Annotated in this window: 23 protein-coding genes and 1 riboswitch; of the genes, 21 read left to right on the forward strand and 2 right to left on the reverse strand. The window is 61.5% G+C overall.

Annotation, left to right across the window (positions count from 1 at the left end; all coding sequences use genetic code 11):
* Window positions 1–37 precede the first annotated feature (37 nt).
* The 10 genes from ACFELO_RS02065 (at window position 38) to ACFELO_RS02110 (ending at window position 7510) form a co-directional block, all read left to right on the forward strand.
* A complete protein-coding gene (locus tag ACFELO_RS02065; protein WP_440958918.1) occupies window positions 38–946 on the forward strand; it encodes a hypothetical protein in 909 nt (302 codons plus the stop codon).
* 1 nt (window position 947) lies between these two features.
* The gene (locus ACFELO_RS02070) at window positions 948–1346 is read left to right on the forward strand and encodes a hypothetical protein (RefSeq protein WP_440958919.1); all 399 of its coding nucleotides are present in this window, start codon (window positions 948–950) and stop codon (window positions 1344–1346) included.
* Between the two features lie 12 nt (window positions 1347–1358).
* Window positions 1359–1613 (forward strand): hypothetical protein, encoded by a 255-nt coding sequence (locus tag ACFELO_RS02075; RefSeq protein ID WP_440958920.1) that lies wholly within the window; start codon window positions 1359–1361, stop codon window positions 1611–1613.
* A gap of 110 nt (window positions 1614–1723) precedes the next feature.
* A complete protein-coding gene (locus ACFELO_RS02080) occupies window positions 1724–2014 on the forward strand; it encodes a RebB family R body protein (RefSeq protein WP_009801838.1) in 291 nt (96 codons plus the stop codon).
* A 178-nt stretch (window positions 2015–2192) separates the two neighbouring features.
* Window positions 2193–2297: riboswitch (TPP riboswitch) on the forward strand.
* Complete coding sequence (locus ACFELO_RS02085; protein ID WP_440958921.1) at window positions 2293–2682, forward strand: MmcQ/YjbR family DNA-binding protein; 390 nt, start codon at window positions 2293–2295, stop codon at window positions 2680–2682. Its footprint overlaps the riboswitch before it by 5 nt.
* Window positions 2672–3199 carry a hypothetical protein gene (locus tag ACFELO_RS02090; RefSeq protein ID WP_440958922.1) on the forward strand — a complete coding sequence of 176 codons (528 nt, stop codon included), beginning with the start codon at window positions 2672–2674 and terminating at the stop codon, window positions 3197–3199. Before ACFELO_RS02085 ends, ACFELO_RS02090 begins: the two co-directional genes overlap by 11 nt.
* A complete protein-coding gene (gene thiC / locus ACFELO_RS02095; protein WP_440958923.1) occupies window positions 3196–5079 on the forward strand; it encodes a phosphomethylpyrimidine synthase ThiC in 1884 nt (627 codons plus the stop codon). Before ACFELO_RS02090 ends, thiC begins: the two co-directional genes overlap by 4 nt.
* Window positions 5080–5465: 386 nt before the next feature.
* Entirely contained in the window at window positions 5466–6404 is a 939-nt protein-coding gene (locus tag ACFELO_RS02100) for a hypothetical protein (protein WP_440958924.1), read from the forward strand.
* Between the two features lie 252 nt (window positions 6405–6656).
* Window positions 6657–7070, forward strand: coding sequence for a hypothetical protein (locus ACFELO_RS02105; RefSeq protein WP_440958925.1), 414 nt, complete (start codon window positions 6657–6659; stop codon window positions 7068–7070).
* Between the two features lie 23 nt (window positions 7071–7093).
* The gene (locus ACFELO_RS02110) at window positions 7094–7510 is read left to right on the forward strand and encodes a hypothetical protein (RefSeq protein WP_440958926.1); all 417 of its coding nucleotides are present in this window, start codon (window positions 7094–7096) and stop codon (window positions 7508–7510) included.
* A gap of 16 nt (window positions 7511–7526) precedes the next feature.
* On the opposite strand, the gene ACFELO_RS02115 is transcribed toward ACFELO_RS02110, so the two are convergent.
* A complete protein-coding gene (locus tag ACFELO_RS02115) occupies window positions 7527–7853 on the reverse strand; it encodes a YkgJ family cysteine cluster protein (RefSeq protein WP_009801833.1) in 327 nt (108 codons plus the stop codon).
* Window positions 7854–8024: 171 nt separating this feature from the next.
* Between ACFELO_RS02115 and ACFELO_RS02120 the strand changes: the two genes are divergently transcribed.
* From ACFELO_RS02120 to ACFELO_RS02165, 10 genes are all read left to right on the forward strand, one after another.
* Window positions 8025–8411: a hypothetical protein gene (locus ACFELO_RS02120; RefSeq protein WP_440958927.1), complete on the forward strand. Its 387-nt coding sequence runs from the start codon at window positions 8025–8027 to the stop codon at window positions 8409–8411.
* Between the two features lie 10 nt (window positions 8412–8421).
* Window positions 8422–9270, forward strand: coding sequence for a thioredoxin family protein (locus tag ACFELO_RS02125; protein WP_440958928.1), 849 nt, complete (start codon window positions 8422–8424; stop codon window positions 9268–9270).
* 14 nt (window positions 9271–9284) lie between these two features.
* Entirely contained in the window at window positions 9285–9755 is a 471-nt protein-coding gene (locus ACFELO_RS02130) for a hypothetical protein (RefSeq protein ID WP_440958929.1), read from the forward strand.
* 150 nt (window positions 9756–9905) lie between these two features.
* Window positions 9906–10328 (forward strand): hypothetical protein, encoded by a 423-nt coding sequence (locus ACFELO_RS02135; protein ID WP_440958930.1) that lies wholly within the window; start codon window positions 9906–9908, stop codon window positions 10326–10328.
* Window positions 10329–10412: 84 nt separating this feature from the next.
* Window positions 10413–10841, forward strand: coding sequence for a hypothetical protein (locus ACFELO_RS02140; RefSeq protein ID WP_440958931.1), 429 nt, complete (start codon window positions 10413–10415; stop codon window positions 10839–10841).
* An 83-nt stretch (window positions 10842–10924) separates the two neighbouring features.
* Window positions 10925–11326, forward strand: a complete 402-nt coding sequence (locus ACFELO_RS02145; protein ID WP_440958932.1) for a hypothetical protein — start codon at window positions 10925–10927, stop codon at window positions 11324–11326.
* Between the two features lie 84 nt (window positions 11327–11410).
* Complete coding sequence (locus ACFELO_RS02150) at window positions 11411–11797, forward strand: hypothetical protein (RefSeq protein WP_440958933.1); 387 nt, start codon at window positions 11411–11413, stop codon at window positions 11795–11797.
* A 156-nt stretch (window positions 11798–11953) separates the two neighbouring features.
* Complete coding sequence (locus ACFELO_RS02155) at window positions 11954–12988, forward strand: DUF481 domain-containing protein (protein WP_440958934.1); 1035 nt, start codon at window positions 11954–11956, stop codon at window positions 12986–12988.
* A gap of 82 nt (window positions 12989–13070) precedes the next feature.
* Window positions 13071–15050, forward strand: a complete 1980-nt coding sequence (locus ACFELO_RS02160; RefSeq protein WP_440958935.1) for a S9 family peptidase — start codon at window positions 13071–13073, stop codon at window positions 15048–15050.
* A 72-nt stretch (window positions 15051–15122) separates the two neighbouring features.
* Window positions 15123–16364, forward strand: coding sequence for an MFS transporter (locus ACFELO_RS02165; protein ID WP_440958936.1), 1242 nt, complete (start codon window positions 15123–15125; stop codon window positions 16362–16364).
* Here ACFELO_RS02165 and gluQRS read toward each other — a convergent pair.
* The gene (gene gluQRS, locus ACFELO_RS02170) at window positions 16361–17233 is read right to left on the reverse strand and encodes a tRNA glutamyl-Q(34) synthetase GluQRS (RefSeq protein ID WP_440958937.1); all 873 of its coding nucleotides are present in this window, start codon (window positions 17231–17233) and stop codon (window positions 16361–16363) included. The genes ACFELO_RS02165 and gluQRS overlap by 4 nt on opposite strands.
* A 101-nt stretch (window positions 17234–17334) precedes the next feature.
* On the opposite strand from gluQRS, the gene ACFELO_RS02175 reads away from it, so the two are divergent.
* Complete coding sequence (locus ACFELO_RS02175) at window positions 17335–17997, forward strand: alpha/beta hydrolase (protein WP_440958938.1); 663 nt, start codon at window positions 17335–17337, stop codon at window positions 17995–17997.
* Window positions 17998–18098 lie beyond the last annotated feature (101 nt).

An 18098-nucleotide genomic window follows, 5' to 3' on the forward strand; every position in this document is an offset into this window, starting at 1 on the left:
CCAGAACCGAACAAGCCCAGCAGGAAAGGGTGAAGCCATGTCGTGTACTGCCCAGAATACGCTGACCACATCGGGGTCATCCTTCGCAAAGCCTGTCTTCGCGCCGGGCCTGAAGACCCTCGCTGAAGCGTCCTCGCTGGCCTATGTGCAGCCGATCACGGAGAGCTATAGCGCGCAGGGCGCCCCCCGCCTTCACTATGGCGCTCTGGGCGCCGAGGAGAGCGGCAATGGCGTGGTGCAGATCACGCTGGCCGGCAGCCGGATGAGCCCTTTGATGCGGCCTGTCTTCGTGCCCGATCTCTCCAGCTATACCAGCCTTCTGATCGAAGGCGGCGCCAATGAGCGTGGTCTGGTTCTGATCAGCTACGCCCAGACCGGGGCATCGGGGCAGGTGACCCTGATCGTGACGATCGCGCCCTACACCACGGTGAGCGACATCTCCCAGGGCGACCATAACGGCATCCTGCAGATCATGCCGCCGACGCAGAACATCCTGTCCACGACCCTGATGCTGCAAGCCAATGCGCTGGGTGATTATGAGTTCACGACCCAGTCCAGCACGGTCGCGTTCAGCCTGCTCTCCAATCAGGAAGTGGCCGAGCTGACCCGGCGACTGGAGGGGCGGACCTCGGATCTGGTGGCGGCCATCGCCTCCAGTCTGATCTTCGCCGAGCCCAGCCAGCTGGCGACGGGCGAGGCGTTGCGGATCACCCAGCTGACCAAGAAATGGATCATCGGCTCCTTGCAGGTGGTCGGGGCGCTGGCCACGCTCGGCGGCGGCGCGCTCGCGGCCGCAGGCCTGAGTGAAGACGACAATCCCATGAAGTACTGGGGCATTGGCCTGTCCACGCTGGGCGGTCTGTGCCGGGCCACAGCCGGCATGGTCGGAACCTTCGTGGACGCCGAGCAACCTGCGCCGCCGCTGGCGGGTGGCGGGGGCGTCTGAGATGAGCCTTCAGGACCAGATCGCCCGGGAGGTCGCCCGCCAGGTCGCACCGCTGAACGAGGTGCTCAACCAGATATGGGCGCAGATGCAGGCTGATCCGGGTGTGCACATCCCCCCGATCCCGGATCCGTCCATCCCCGATCCCTCGATCCCCGACCCGTCCATTCCGCAAACGCCGATCCCGGACACGCCCATCGATCTGCCGCCCATTCCCGGTCTGGGGGCGCAGCCGGGGCAGGGTGGAGCAAGGCAGGCCACGCCTCAGAACGAAGCGGAGATCCGCCAGAAGCTCGAACAGGCGACGCAGTCCCGCCAGCAGGAACAGTCCGCCGCCATCGCCCGCCGCACGGCGATGATCCAGGCCCGCATCGCCCAGAAGCTCAACGCCTTCCATCGCTAAAGGAGACACACCATGAGTGACGACAAGCAGATTACCCTGACCATCGACGAGCTGTCGGTTGTCAGCAACGAGAACATCGCCACCAACGCCAGCGCCAGCTCTCTGGCCAAGCTGTTTGAAGGCAATGTCCAGTCCCAGCTTCTGAACAATCAGACCGCCGCCGCCACCACGGCCACCTGCGTCGCCTACATCCTGACGATGGGGCGCAGCGCGGAGAGCATCTGGAACCCGATCGGCGGCCCTTCGGTCAACGTCCAGCAGGACTGATTTTCCCAAGTTTCTGAAGGCGTCAGCGCCGCAGAAAACCCGGCAGATCCGGCTCACAGGGCCTCGGCCACGGGTCTGCCCTTCACCACGAAAACCAATGAGGACAGAACATGACGACGCAAGCTAACGAGCAAGTGAATTCCCAGGTCACCGATGCCGTGACCCAGTCCAATGTCAAAGTGGTCGGCGAAGCCCCGGCCATGGCCATGGGCAATGTCTATCAGGCGCTGGCGCACTCGCACGGCCTGATGTTCGAGAACGCGGTGAACGCCCAGTCGCACGCCTTCACAAATGCGCAGGCCGCCTCCACCCAGGGCGTGATGCAGATCTATTCCGTGGACACCATCTCCGACGCCATCGCCGTCGCCCGGATGATCTCGGCCAACTTCTCGTCCACCTAAGACGCGAAAAAGCCGACGAGATTGCTCCCGTCGGCTCTGCTTTGGACTTCAGACCCGCTCCGGTCCCCCCGGGCGGGTCTTTTTTTATCTGCGCCGAGTATAGCGAAGGCGGACCCCGTTGCCCAGCCCTGGCTGAACGCAAACCCTTGCCAAGCGCGTCGGTCGTCTTCAGTGTGGCGTCAGTTCCAAGGGGTGTCCCGTGCGGTGGTCGTGCGGGGCTGAGACGTCACCCTCAGGACCGGATCCGGGTCATGCCGGCGGCGGGATGGAGCAGCGCGATGACGCTCGAAGAGTATAACCAATTCTGTTCGTCCCTTCCCCACGCGGCCCATGTGGTCCAGTGGGGCGGCGCCCATGTCTGGAAAGTGGGCGGGCTCGAGAAGGGAAAAGTCTTCGCCATTGGCGGCTGGCCGGACAAGGATAGCGACGAGCCCGCACTCGCCATCACCTTCAAATGCTCCGAGATCGTCTATGAAGTGTTGCGTGACGCCGAAGGCTGTCGCCCCGCGCCCTATCTCGCCAGCCGCGGTATGACCTGGATCCAGCGCACCTCTGACGCCGCCGTCTCTGACGAAGACCTCACCGACCATTTGCGCGCCTCGCATGCCCTTGCCGCGCAAGGGCTGACGAAGAAGCGCCAACGGGAGCTGGGGTTGGATGCACTTTAAGAGCGCTTCATCCCTCGAAGAGGCCTTGGAGGCCGGTGAGCGTTTGATCTGGGTTGATAGGTCCAGTCCTGATCAACCACGCCGTACCAATACCAGATGGATCGATGTAATCCCTGCTGAAGCTGAGCTCATAACAGTAAGTTTTGCGGCTGTGATCTTGGGCGGGATGATTGCGGTCTTCACTGAAGGCATCATTGGACAAGTTCTTGGATTGAGTCTGTTGGCCATAAGCTGCGTCATTTCAGGAACTTTGATACGTACACTTATTCGGAAAAAGAACCGCGGCGAGTACGTCTGGCTCGACTACATGCTCACCTCTTCTCGTTTGGTGGCGGTGCAGCCGAACTCCCAAGTTTATGAACAGGTTGAGCTTAAGCGCATCATCGCAATGACACGCGACGGGCATGGCCTGACTTTGCGGGCAGTCGATCCGAAAGACGAGTTTCACCTTTACGACCTCGCGGACGTAGACGCCGCTGAGGCGATCATCGCCAAAACCCTAGGACCCCTCTCATGAACAAGCCCACCAACCAGGCCGAATTTCCGACCCCGACCGTGACCACCGGCCCGCTGGCGGGCTCATCGCGTGTCTATTCCTCGCCCAAGGCCGCGCCGCATCTGAAGGTGCCCCATCGCGAGATCGAGCTTCATCCCACTGCGATGGAGCCGCCGGTGCGCGTCTATGACTGTTCGGGGCCCTATACCGATCCCGACCAGTCCATTGACGTGGAGAAGGGCCTGCCGCGCACCCGCATCGACTGGGTGAAAGCCCGCGGCGGCGTGGAAGAGTATGAGGGCCGCGAGCCGAGCCCGCTCGATAATGGCGGCGCGACGGGCAAGTATCTGGCGCGCGAGTTTCCAGTGCGTCACCGCCCGCTGCGCGCTACGGGCTCGGCCCCCGTCACCCAGTATGAATTTGCGAAAGCCGGCATCATCACCGACGAGATGATCTATGCCGCCGAGCGCGAGAATCTTGGCCGCGCCCAGGCGCTGCATGACGCCCATATCCGCCATGCGGACGGGGAGAGCTTTGGCGCCGCGGTGCCAGAATTTGTGACGCCGGAATTTGTGCGCGACGAGATCGCGCGCGGCCGCGCCATCATCCCCGCCAATATCAACCATGGCGAGCTGGAGCCCATGGTGATCGGGCGGAATTTCCTGGTGAAGATCAACGCCAATATCGGCAATTCCGCCGTCGCCTCATCGGTTGAGGAAGAGGTGGACAAGATGGTCTGGGCCATCCGCTGGGGCGGGGACACGGTCATGGACCTCTCCACCGGCAAGAACATCCACAACACCCGCGAATGGATATTGCGCAACTCGCCCGTGCCCATCGGCACCGTGCCGATCTATCAGGCGCTGGAGAAGGTCGGCGGCGTCGCCGAGGACCTGACCTTTGACATCTTCGCCGACACGCTGATCGAGCAGGCCGAGCAGGGGGTGGACTATTTCACCATCCACGCCGGGGTGCGCCTCGCCTATGTGCCGCTGACCGCGGACCGGGTGACGGGCATCGTCTCGCGCGGCGGCTCGATCATGGCGAAATGGTGCCTCGCGCACCATAAGGAGAGCTTCCTCTACGAGCGCTTTGACGAGATTTGCGACATCATGCGCGCCTATGATGTCTCCTTCTCGCTGGGTGACGGCCTGCGCCCCGGCTCCATCGCCGACGCCAATGACCGCGCCCAGTTCGCCGAGCTCGAAACCCTGGGCGAGCTGACCCAAGTGGCCTGGAAGAAGGGCTGTCAGGTCATGATCGAAGGGCCGGGCCATGTGCCCATGCACAAGATCAAGGCCAATATGGACAAGCAGCTCGAAACCTGTGGCGAGGCGCCCTTCTACACGCTCGGCCCGCTCACCACCGACATTGCGCCGGGCTATGACCACATCACCTCGGGCATCGGTGCGGCGATGATCGGCTGGTTCGGCTGCGCCATGCTCTGCTATGTGACGCCGAAAGAGCATCTCGGGCTGCCCGACCGCGACGACGTGAAGACCGGCGTCATCACCTACAAGATCGCCGCCCATGCCGCCGACCTCGCCAAGGGCCATCCGGCGGCCAAGCTGCGCGATGACGCGCTGTCACGCGCTAGATTTGAGTTCCGCTGGGAAGACCAGTTCAACCTGTCGCTCGACCCCGACACCGCCCGTGATTTCCACGATCAGACCCTGCCGAAAGAAGCCCACAAGGTTGCCCATTTCTGCTCCATGTGCGGGCCGAAATTCTGCTCGATGAAGATCACCCAGGAAATCCGCGACGAATTTGGCACGGCCCGGTCGCCAAACTTCAACGCCGAGGTCGAAGAGGCGATGGCCGAGAAAGCCGAGGAGTTCAAGGCGAAGGGGTCCGAGATCTATCTCAACGAAAAAGGCGAGAAACGCGATCCGATTGATTAGGGCGGCTGGTGGTGAGGAGGCGAGCAGTCGATTCTGCTCTGCTTCCTCCACAGTTTGGCAACCTAAAGCCGAATAGCACCGATTTGAAAGGGATTTACCTCGACAATACAATCTATTGGCGTTGAGTCGCGCTCGTGTTGCCAGTATGTTCCAGATACAGTATATTGTGTATCGTGGCGATCGATACACAACATCTGCTTGACAACAAGCAGATGGCTTTAGCTTTGCGAATCGCTGCAAATTAGTAGGCCGCTGAAGCTGCAACTTCAGCGGCCAGTACGATAAGCCATCGGCAGGCCGATGACGTGTGTGTATCGTCGGATCAAAATGAGTCGAACCGACGTTTTCGTCAAGATCGGACCTGCCTCTAATCAGAGGAGGCGGTTTTGATCCGTCTATCTAAAACTCGTGTTCGAAATCTTGGGCGCTGGCTCAGCCATGTTCCAACAGGAACCATGATTGATGTTAGTTCCGATGTTGTGACAGCTGACACAGTCCGCAAGCTAGCGGGTCCAGAACTCCCTCTTGAAGAAGGTGTTACCTTTCTTCCTCGAGCAATGGGAGCCGTGAGCCGATTCAATGCGCGCGGAAAGTTCAACATTCGCCGCGATTTGCCGAAAGAGCAGCGCTACACGCATACAATCCGCTGGACTTGGAAAGAGCGCCACGGTCGGCATGAGACGGTGGAGCGTGAGGAAACAAAAGACATCTATCGGCTCTGCTATCCGAGGGAGTTAATCGAAGCGCCTAGCATCGAGCTGTCAGTTATGCCCGAAGCCGATGGGTACCGGCTTGTAAGCCCACCGATTCCTTGGAAGCAGACTGACCAAGATGACCTACTTCATGTCACCAACCTTTTTCTCGAGTTGTTTGGTGCGGTGCTTCTCGCTCCGCAGGATGTGGGAAAGAAATCAATCCCTAATCCCAAGCGCGTCAATTGGAGGATGCTGCCTTCTGGTGAGTATCCTTGGGAAGTTATTCGTGGTCATGTTGAAAGCCTGACCCGACGCAGGGCTAAAAGGTCGCAAGATCCAATTCTTGAGCGGCAAGAGTATCTCGCTCAGTTCAAGCCGTCAGAGACTTTCGTTGGTCAGGGTGGGTTTCGCGAGTACATCGCTTATGTTTTCAAGGATCGTGGGCTGGTCGTCCTTGAGGCTATCGAGTTCGGAAATGCGGTTTATGTTTTTGGAGAGGACTGGGAGCGTTTGTCTCAGTTGACCAAACGTGAAATTATTCACGGAAACTACGCTATTGAACGTATTCCTCATACCGAAGGTTGGAGGGGGCGGTTAGGTTCGCTGCTAAACAGGTCTGCTGCAGCCTAGCCCCTTATCACTCTGAACGTTAGCAGGGGCGCCGGTCATTAGTGACGGGCGTCCCTAGCGGCACATAAATCAATTTGGGTGTCGGAAAAGCGTCTCAACTTGGCTGTGCATGTGATCTTTAAGATATTGGCTAGTGGCGCACGTCGCATGCGTAGATACCTTCCTTAAGGTGAAAAATGGGAAGTCCCCCCATTCACGCCCCCTTCACCCCTCATCCCGCAGGCTCTGCGCCATAGGCAAAGGGGGATAGCCATGACAGCCTTTTTGAAAACCGCTGCAGCCGGTCTGGCGCTGGGCGTTATGGCCCTCGCCTCAACCGCCAGCGCACACGCCGCCGACCCGGAGGGCCGGTTTCGGATTTCGGCGGAGATGGACGGGTATCTGACTATCCATTCCGATGGCTCGATGGATCTGGATGCGGTGCTCGCCAGCGAGATTTTCGGGGTCAGTTGGCCGCCCTCGGGCGTGGGCTGGGGCAATTGGGTCCGCACGGGCGAGGGAGAGATCCTCTTCACCTATACCGGCGATCAGGGTGAGCTGACTTACATTTGCGGCGACTGGCCGGGCTATGCCGTGGGCGAGTCTCTCGATGCGGGCGAGCTGTGCTGGCTGGGTCATGGCGCGGGCGAGGGTCTTGAGCTCGGTTCCGCCACGCGGGTGCAATAGCGGTCTGGGCAGGGAGAGCCAGCATGAAACCGGGTCTGGTCGTGAGCGCCGCGATACTGCTGGGCGCAGCCCTTGCGGGCGGGGCGTCCGCGCAGGACGTGCGCAGCCCGTCAGGACAGAGCTATTCCGTGTCGCTGTCGGGCGCGGTCACTTGCAGCGTCAATTTTCTTGAGGATGAGGGCGATCAGTCGGCCTGGGTCATGGTCAATTGTGACCCGAATAGCGGACGCTATCCTGAGGGGCTTGCGACGCAATGGCGGCTGGAGGGCGAGCGCGTGAGCTTCATGCTCGACACGGGCGATCCCGCGACGGCGCGTTTTTTCGCCCATGATTGCGAGCTCTGGCCCGACATGGCAGTGGGCGAGACCGCCACCGAGGCGTGCTGGATCAATTCCGGCGAGGGCGGCCCGTCCATCATCTCGCTCTACAGGGTGGGCTAGGGCCAGGCGTTGCGCTTCAGGCCACCTGTTCGGTCTGGCGCACCTTTTCGCCCATAATGCCGTTGGCGCGGATGGCGCGTTGGCATTCAAAGCTGCCCGCGCGGAAGGCGCGGCAGGCTTCGGGACGCTCCTCATAGACCGCGCAGATGGCCTGGCCGGTCTCGAGTTTGAGATGGGTGCAATGCCCGCAGGAAAAGTCGACAAAGCTGCGCTCGCCCTCCTGAAACAGGCTTTCAGGCGGCAGCTTGCGGTCCCGATCTTCGGGCAGCAGGACCAGATAGCGCGGATGCTTGCTGAAACAGCAGGCTCCGCAGGCGACGCAGTCAAACGCCGTATTGGACATCGTGTGATGTAAGACCCACCGCGCGTGGACGGCCTCCCGTCCCGGCCCGCGGCGAGCGGCATTTAGAGCAAAACGAGCGGGCGCGCATCAGGAATTTTGAGACGGGCCGGGCGCGCGACACCGCTTGTTAAGCGCCGCCATGCTGTGCTGGGTTCAAAGAGGGGGATACGCATGAAAACCGCACTATCCGTATTGTCGCTCCTGGCCCTGACGAGCGCCGGGGCTGTCGCGCAGGACCGGCCCTCCTCCATAGGCGAGGTCTACGCCGTCGAGCTTGATGAGCTGGGCGCATGCGAGGTTGATTTCCAGTCCTATGTGCTCGGCGGAGATCGCGGCGATATCTCCATGCTGTGCGACAATGGCGACAGCACGCGGGGCATGTGGACGTTCACACATGGCGGCGATCTCTACATCCATATCGAACCTTTGGGCGAGCCTGCACTCTGGGGCGATGGCTGCCTGGAATGGCCGATCATCGAAGAAGGCGAAACGGTGATGGATCCGTGCTGGATGTCCTCGCTGCGGGGTGGGCCGGTCCAGGTCACACGAACCCGATAGAGGCGCCCTGATGATCCGCTTGATTTTGAACGCCAGTGCGGCGCTTGTGCTGGGCCTGACCGGAGCCGCGATGGCTCAAGAGGCCCCGCTCTACCCCGAAAACGCAGACGCCAGTGCCGTCATCGATGCGGCATTGGCGCAGGCCCGTGATGAGGGCAAACAGGCGCTGATCGTCTTTGGCGGCGACTGGTGCCATGACAGCGTCGCGCTGGCGGAAGCGCTGGACGAGAATGACCGGCTCGCCAGCCTTGTGAGCGATCATTACGTGCTTGCCCGTGTGGATGTGGGCCATCGCCATCGCAATCAGGACCAGCTGCATCGCTTTGGCCTTGAGGGAACTTTCGGAACGCCCACGCTGGTGATTGCTTCGGGGGAGGGCGCTGCTCTCAATGGCGCGACGGCGCATGACTGGCGCACCGCCTATAACGCCGCGCCGTCCGACATCGCCGCCTATCTCAGCCATTATGGCGGGGCGGACTGGGATGGCTCGCCCGTCGCCAGCGTTGATCTGGACGCGGTCGCGGAGAGCTGGTCCCCCTATCAGACCGCGATGCAGACGCTGGCCAGCCAGCGTGAAACCGGTGAGATCAGCGCCGAGGACGCAGCAAGCCTGCAGGCCTTTGTCACGGGCATGGCGCGCTCCATCGCCCGCTACGGGGCGGGTCAGGAAGCCGAGGCTCAGAGTCTGGCGGTCGCGGACCGGGCAGACCTGAACGCGCTGGGGGTGACGCCGTCAGGTGATCTGACCGATGCGGTCATCGTACGCGTGGCCGAGGTCGAGTTTGACTTGCTCGCCCGCTTCGAAGCCCAGACTGAAGAGACGCGCGCGGCCTTGGCGGGTGAGCCTGATGCCGAATGACACGAGGAACACTGATGATGACGCCCGCCCTGTTGAGCCTTGCGCCTGCCCTTCTGATGGTTGCGGCGCCCGTCGCGCTGGCCGAGGACACCCCGTCACCGGCCGGGCAGGTCTATGACATCGACTTCCTGCACGGGCAGGCGCCGCGTCACCACACCTATCAGTGCGAGCTGACGATCGCTGAGGATGGCGAGGACATGTCCTTTGGCGAGGCGGATGCTCACATGCCCATTATGTATGACTATCAGGCTGAGTGCAGCACGTCGGGCTTCAACGGGGAAAGGCAAAGCTTCTCCGGCCAGCTGGCAATCAGACCGGGGCACTCTGTCCGTTTTGAGGGCGGCGATCCGTACCCGCCTTTTCTGACCGAAGAGACTGACTGCCAGGGCTGGCCCGATACGCCCCTGGGCGAGGTGGACGCGCCGCCCTGCTGGGTGAAGCCCGGTGTCGCAGACATCAGGTTCCACATGTTGCGCCGGAAATAGGGCGGGTTTGTTTAGTCAAGATTAAGCAAGTTTTCGGTTGCACCGGATGAAATGCATGATTTGTGCGTGTATTTATTTGGCTGCCTTACAATTTCTCACCCTTTGTTAAGTTGTCGCGTGGTTTGCTCGCGCCAAAGGGGAGATTTGCTCATGAAAACTCTTATTGCGCTGGCTGCGGCGAGCTTCATCACGACCGCCGCGATGGCGGAGGACGTCCCGTCTCCTGATGGCGAAAACTATTCTTTCGACGTCAGCTACGAAGGTGAGACCTTTCAGTGTAATGTCCACTTCCTGCCCCATGATGATAGCGCCCACACCGGGCTGATGATGCATGACTGTCATGACACTGAACATTCGGATGGCGGTTCGAGTGGCGGTGGGCAAACGGGGGATTGGATATCGGCAGGCGGATCTGACCTGACCATCTCCATTGAGCTCCAGTCGATCATTCCGTCTGTCATTTTCAATGATTGCCAGCAATGGCAGAGCGTTGAGGTCGGCGAGACCGCGTCCGATCCGTGCTGGGTCTCCTCACGGTCAGGCGAACCGATCCAGGTCACGCGCGAGAGCTAGATCCACCGATCAGAACGCTATGCCCTCGGCGGCGCTGGCAGGCGTCTCGCCGTATTCTGAATACCTTCAAGGGACGATCAGACCATGAGAACGCTTTTCGCGCTGGCAGCAGCAAGCTTCATCACCACGGGCGCCATGGCGACGGACGTGCAGCTTCCCGAGCGCGCTTCCTATACTGCTGTGGTGTTCGATCCGGACCTTCCTGCTGTATATCCTGGTACGGACATTCCCAGCAGACACAGGACGTATTCGTGCCGCCTGGATTTTGATCCCAATGACGACACTCACGAAACCGGGTCGATAAACCTGCAGTGCGGCCAGGATCAGTCATCGACGCTTTCCTGGTCTTACGCCGAAGGTCAATCCATTGAAATTAATGGGGAAGGAATGCCCCATGTAGAGTTTGGCGAGTGCGATGCATGGCCCAGCATTGCTGTGGGTGAGACCGTGTCTGATCCGTGCTGGATGACTTCGCTGACGGGCACACCTGTTCAGGTCACGCGCGAAAACTAGAGCCTGTCATACACCGCTCTGTCTCCGGCGGCGCTGGCAGGCGTCTCGCCGTATTCCGAATACCTGCAAGGGACGATCAGACCATGAAAACGCTTATCGCGTTGGCTGCGGCCAGCTTCATCACTCCCGGCGCCATGGCTTCAGGCGTCCCGTCACCTGAGGGTGAAAACTATTCCTTCGATACGATCTACGTACGCCAGACGCTACACTGTTATGTCCATTTCCTTCCCCATGATGAAGGCTCCCACTCTGGGCCGGTTACGTTTGGGTGTCGTGGTGATGACCCATCGCCTGGCTTTGAGAATTCGGGCGAGTGGTCGTTGGAAGGAGGGATGGTCTCTGTTGATGTCCCGCAGGCCCTTTGGACCATGCAATTCTCTGATTGTGCGCAATGGCCGAGCGTCGAAGTCGGTTACACCCTCATGGCTCCTTGCTGGATGATCTCTGAGACAGACGACAAGATCGAGCTCAGACGCGACAGTTAGAGCCTTGTTTCAGGACGTTATGTCAGCGGCGCAGCTGGCCGTAGCAGCGCCGTATTCCGAATACCCTTAGAGATGGATTTGACCATGAAAACTCTTATTGCGCTGGCAGCAGTCAGCTTCATCACGACGGGCGCCATGGCGACGGATGCGCCCTCTCTTGACGGCGAGCGTTACTCGGTTGAGCTGCCCAACTATGGACCGTGTTTCGTGACCTTCGCGTCTCACTCTCAAGGTGAGACGTCTGGAATGATCTCCATGGCGTGTGGGGAACAAGAGAGCGCTGACCCCGGTCAGTGGGACGATCAGGATTCAGGGGATTTCTCCATTTATGTTCCTGAAGTGTTTCCACAAAGACTCTGGACGTCTGATTGCGAGTCCTGGCCGAGCATTGAAGTGGGTGAGACGGTGTCTGACCCGTGCTGGATGACCTCGACCACCGGCGAACCGATCCAGGTTACGCGCGAGCGGTAGACCTTCACCGCCGTCCCGGCGCTGATTTGCGATTGCAATGGCCCCTCTTGATGCAGTGTTTCCGTGCAGGTCTGGCTGATGGGCCGGGCCTGCACGAAATCTAAACAGTGAGCGTCGCATAAAGGGTCAAAGACCTCGCCGCGTTCAGGATGATCCATGATTTTTCGCGCCTCTGCTCTGGCCATTGTACTGGCTGGAACCACCGCTCCCGCCTTCGCAGACATTCCGGCCGCTTATCGCAATCTGCTTGAGGAAGCGGATCGGCGCGGGGTAAGCGACGCCTATTTTCAGGAAACCGCGGACATGGTCGCGGTCCTGGTCGAGGGCGGACGCGCGGCGGTTCATGCCGATGTCATCGCCCATATGCCCGATCGCGCCAGCGCTCTGAGTGACTGGCCGCTGCCAGCGCCGGAACCGCAACCTGCGCCGGAACCAACCCCTGCGCCCGAGCCTGAACATCGTACGCTTGGCGGTGCGCCCGTGGATCTGGCAGAGGCGCCTGACGGCTCTGGCGGCTGGCTGGCGTCTCCGATCCGGGCCTTGCAGGGTGAGAACTGGTCCGGGCAGATCCGCGCGGGCGTTCAGGTCGAGGACGGCAATTCCGATCTGGTGGACTTCTCATTCGCGGTTGAGCTCGACCGGCAATTGCCGCGCGGCTGGCGGGTCGACAACCAGTTTGAATATTTTCTCACCGAGAACGGCGACCGCACCAGCCGTGATAACTGGCTGGTTGAAAGCCGGGTCTCTCGCGCACTGGAGTCCGGTTTTGGCTATTACGCTGGCGGGTCCTATGAGCGCGACCTGGTCGGCGCTTACGAGCAATCGGCTTTCGCGACTGCGGGCGGGGTCTGGCACGCTATCCAGCGAGAGCGGATGAATCTCGAGTTGCGTACGGGCGCCGGTCATCGCTGGCGTGAACGGGCGGGCAGCGGCGAGATGCTGGAAGACTGGGTGGCGGAAGCCGCGGCTGATTTCAGTTTCCAGATCAGCGAGACCAGCCGGTTTGAATCCAAGACCACAGCCTATGGCGGCGGCGGGTCCCGACTGGATCAGCGCTTCACGCTGACCAATCGGCTGTTCGGGCACTGGGCGGTGCAAACCGGTTTGCATATCGAGCATGAGTTTGAGACCGAACCCGGTTTCGAGCCGACCGATACGCGTCTGGATGTCTCGCTGCTCTATGGGTTCTAGGCCCCGTTATACGAGACAACTTTCACCGCTCCGCGTTTGCCCCTAGTCTTTTGTGAACGTGCAAAGACACCGGGGGACGCACATGACACGGCTTCTGACTTTCCTGCTTGCAGGCTCTACCCTCATGGGCGCTTCGGCGTTCGCCCAGACCGCTGGCGGTCAGTCCGGCTATGACGAAAGCCTTGAGGCCGTCTCGCCAACGGATGAAGCGGTGAGCATTGGTCTGGCGGGTGAAGACCCCGCAGACATTGCCCGGTACCTCTTGGCTGCAAACGGGGCTGCGGGCGGCGCCCAGCTGTCGCCCGATGGCTCAAAAGCCGCCTTCCGCTGGTCGATCACCGGCGAGCCTCAGCTCTGGATCATGGATGCCGAGGGCGGCCAGCCCACGCGTCTGACCTATGGCAATGGCATCACCTTCTTCCGCTGGACGCCGGACGGAGAGAGCCTGATCTATGGCGCGGACAATGACGGCAATGAGCAGGAAGCCTATTTCCGGATCTCGGCGGACGGGCTGAGCGAAGAGCAGGTTTTCCCCGCTGAAGCCGGCGCGTTCCGGGTGTTTGGCGATTTCGGCGCGGATGGTCAGACCATCGTTTTCGCCTCGACCGCACGCAACAATCTCGATTTCGACATCTACACGGCAGACCTTGAGACCGGCGAGCGGTCGATGGTCTATGAGGGCTCATACGCCAACTATCCCGGCGCGATCTCGCCCGATGGCCGCTTTGTGACCGTCAGCCAGTCGCGTGGCGAGGATTCCGATGATCTGGGACTGTTGAACCTTGAGACGGGTGTCTTCACCCGGATTTCTGCGCCGGAGCGGCGCGCCGCCCATGGTTCGGTGAGCTGGCAGGATGATTCCTCGGGTTTCTATCTCGTCTCCAATCGGGAACGAGAGCACAGCGCGCTCATGCGCTATGACGTCTTCACCAACAGCTTCAGCATCGTCGAAAGCGTCGAGCATGATATCGAAAGCGTCGATCTGTGTGGCGAAGCTGACCGGTATCTGATCTGGAGCGTGAATGAGGGCGGCTATTCCCGGCTTCACGCCAAGGATCTCTCCACGGGTGACATGCTCGAGACGCCGGAGCTGGCCGAAGGCGTCTATGGCGTCAGCTGCACCGATCATTCCAGCCGCGTTCTGATCAATGTGAACGGCTGGCGCACGCCGGGCGGCTTCCAGCTCTGGGACATGGAGAGCGGGGCGGTGTTTGACACCTTCCAGGCCTCCATGGCGGGGCTCGATGCAGACCGTCTCGTGCGTCCCGAAGACGTGCGCATCACGGCGCGAGACGGGGTGGAGCTGCAAGGCCTGCTCTATCTGCCCGATGACAGCTCGCGGGTGGATGATCGTCTGCCGCCGGTTGTGTTCTTCGTGCATGGCGGCCCGACGGGGCAGTCGCGTCCGAACTTTGATGCGGTGGTCCAGTATCATGTGGATCGCGGCATGGCGGTGTTTGAACCCAATGTACGCGGCTCGACCGGGTTCGGGCACACCTATGTGACCCTGGATGATCAGGAAAACCGCCTTGAATCCATCGCGGACCTTGTCGACATGCTCAACTGGCTGGGGGAGGACGGTCGCGTGGATGCCGGTCGCGCCGCGGTCGTGGGCGGGTCTTATGGCGGCTATGCGGTGAACGCGGTGCTGGCGAACTTCCCCGGACACTTCAAGGCCGGCGCGTCGTTATACGGCGTGGCGGACTGGGTGACCGCGCTTGATATCGCCTCTCCGGCCCTGAAAGCGTCTGACCGGATCGAGTATGGCGACATCACCGAGCAGCGCTGGCGGGACTATTACACCGAGAACTCGCCCATCCGTCAGGCGGACCAGATCAATGTGCCGGTGCTCTATTCGCACGGCGTCATGGACCCGCGCATTGATATCGCGGAGACCGAGGTGATGGTCCGCACCCTGCGTGAGAATGGCGTGCGGGCGGACTTCATCCGCATTCCCGATGAAGGGCATGGCTGGCGCAAGCTCTCCAATCAGCTCTTCTATTACCGTCGTCAGGCCGAGTTCCTTGAAGAGGTGCTGGGTCTGGAGGAAGGCGGTCAATAGCGGGGCGGGACGTCGCTGAGCTTCAGAAAACGGTCGCTTGCTCCAGAGGAAGGCTCAGCGCAAAGATGCGCCATGAGTTCTGACGCGTCTTCCCCCGCAAAATCCGCCCCTCGCGCCGCCGCCACCGTTTTCATCACGGGCACTGTGGCGATTGATGCGCTGGGCTTTGCGTTGATCATTCCGGTTCTGCCCAGTCTTCTGATGGAGCTGACGGGCGGCGGTGTCGGCGAGGCGGCGCGCTGGGGCGGCATCGCCACTTTTGTATTCGCGCTGATGCAGTTCGTCTTCTCGCCCATTATGGGCGGATTGTCCGATCGCTATGGCCGTCGGCCGGTGTTGTTATTGTCCCTGACCGCGCTGATGGTGGACTTTCTCCTGATGGGGCTCGCCCACGCGTTGATCGTGTTCTTCGTGGCGCGTCTGCTTTCGGGCGTGTTCGCCGCGACTCACTCCACCGCCAACGCCTATATCGCTGACATCTCGACCCCCGAACAGCGCTCGCGCCGGTTCGGGCTGTTGGGAGCGGCGATGGGGGTCGGGTTCGTGCTAGGGCCCGGACTGGGCGGACTGCTGGGTGAGTTGAGCCCGCGCGCGCCCTTCTTTGCGGCGGCGGCGCTGGCGGGTGTGAACGCGCTCTATGGCTGGTTCGTTGTGCCTGAATCCCTCAAGCCCGAGAACCGTCGTCCCTTCTCGTGGAAGCGTTCCAATCCCATCGCCACACTGCTGCGCCTGCGCCGGGCGGAGGGGCTTGGCGTTTTGATATGGGTCTATTTCCTGTCGCACCTGGCCGGCTTCGTCTATCCGGCGGTCTGGGCCTATGTGGGCATCGCCAAGTTTGGTTGGACCGAGGGGCAGATCGGCGTGTCGCTGGTCGCCTATGGCGTGCTGTTCGTGATCTGTCAGGCGGTGATCACACCGTTCCTGATGCCGCGAATCGGCGAACGGCGGGTCATCTGGATCGCCTTTGCGCTGGAGGCTGTCGCGCTGGTCGGGCTGGCTTTCGCCCCCACACCCTTGGTCCTTTACCTGTGGCTCCTGCCGGCCTTGTTCACGGGCATGGAAGGCCCTGCGCTTCAGAAGGTGATGACCGAGCGCACCCCGCCCGACGCCCAGGGCGAATTGCAGGGCGGGCTGTCTGGGCTCGGCGCGATCGTGCTGATCCTCAGCCCGCTCTTGTACACCCAGCTCTTCTTTGCGTTTCAGCAAGGGGTGGGCGGCGTGGTGTTTCCGGGCGCCCCCTTCGTGCTCGCGGCGCTGTTCAATGTCATCGCGCTCGCCCTGTTCGTGATGAGACGACGTCAGACGAGCGTCTAGAGCCCGACGCGATTGCGCAGGCTTTCGGGCGTCTCTCCCGCTTCCCGCAGCGCGCGCAGGGTGAGCGATTGATCGCGCTTGGCGAAGCGCTTGCCGGTTTCATCCAGCATCAGCGGGTGATGGCGATAGACCGGGACCGGCCAACCCATCAGCTCTTGCAACAGGCGGTGCAGATGGGTGGCGAAATACAGATCCACACCCCGGATCACATGGGTCACGCCCTGTAGCGCGTCATCATGGGTGCAGGCGAGGTGATAGCTCGTGCCTACATCCTTGCGCCCCAGGATCACATCGCCCAGCGTTTCAGGCCGGGCGCGCACCTCGCCGGACTCGCCGTCCGGGCCTTCACCGGTTTCGACAAAGCTGAGACGCTCAAACGCCTCGCCCAGATGATCGCGGCAGGCCTTGATGGAGAGCCGCCAGGAGAAGGCCTCGCCTTGCGCCAGCCGTTCTGCTTCTTCATCCGGACTCATAGGCGCTGACGGGCCGGGATAGATCACGCCTTCGGGCCCTTCGCCGGGATGGTGCGGCGCACGGGCGATATCCTCGGCGATTTCGCGCCGTGTCTTGAAACAGCGATAGACAAGGCCCCTGGCGTGAAGTTGCTCCAACGCCGCGTGATAGTCGGGGAAATGCTCGCTTTGCCGACGCACCGGTTTGGGCCAGTCACACCCCAGCCAGCGTAAATCCTCAATCACCGCCGCCTCGAACTCGGGCTTGCAGCGCGTGGTGTCGATATCCTCGATCCTCAGAAGGCAGGTCCCGCCTGCGTCCCGGGCCGCGTCAAACACGGTCATCGCAGAGAAGGCATGCCCCAGATGCAGATAGCCGGTGGGCGAGGGGGCGAAACGGGTGAGGAAGGCGCTCATGGCGCTTGCATATCATTGTGCTGAAGCGAGTGCGAGACTTGGGGTTTTCCTGATCGACCAGCGCTTTATGATCGCGCGGCATATATCAGAGGGGCTTTTCCATGATCTTGATCGACGGTCCGCGCATCGCGCCCAAATCGGGGCAGGCGAACAAGCTGGTCATCCTGTTTCATGGCTATGGCTCCAATGGCTCTGATCTCGCCGGTCTCGCCCAGCACTGGGCCCCGCATTTCCCGGACGTGGCCTGGGCTTCGCCCGATGCGCCTGAACCCGTACCCGGCGCGCCGGGCGGGTATCAATGGTTCCCGATCTCCCGGCTTGATCCTGTCGCGATGGAGCAGGGCGTGCGTTCGGCCCACGCTACGGCGGAACAGTTCGTGGCGTCTGAGTTGCGCCGCTGGGAGGTCGCGCCGGAGAACCTCGTCCTGATCGGGTTCTCGCAAGGCACGATGATGGCGCTGCACACTGCGCTTCGGCGCGAGGTCGCGCCTGCGGGCGTCATCGGCTATTCGGGCGCCTTGCCGGGGCCGGAACGGCTGAAGTCTGAAATGACCGCCAAGCCGCCGATTATGCTGATCCATGGCGATAGCGATGACGTGCTGCCGGTGGGCATGACCTTCATGGCGGCGCAGGGCCTGGCCGAGGCCGGCCATGGCGCGCAATTCCATATTTCGCGCGGCATTCCCCACTCCATCGGCCCGGACGGGCTGGAGCTGGGGCAGCACTTCATTGAGGCGGCGTTGTCGGGCCGTTTGCGCGGCTAGGCCGACTGTCAAACAAGCGTCGAGCCTGTGTCATAGCCATGTCATGCGAACAGGCGTATTGTCCTGTTGTCTCAAGGACCGGGTTGTTGATTCGCTGGATG

The organism is Oceanicaulis sp. LC35, from assembly GCF_052055585.1.
GTDB lineage: Bacteria > Pseudomonadota > Alphaproteobacteria > Caulobacterales > Maricaulaceae > Oceanicaulis.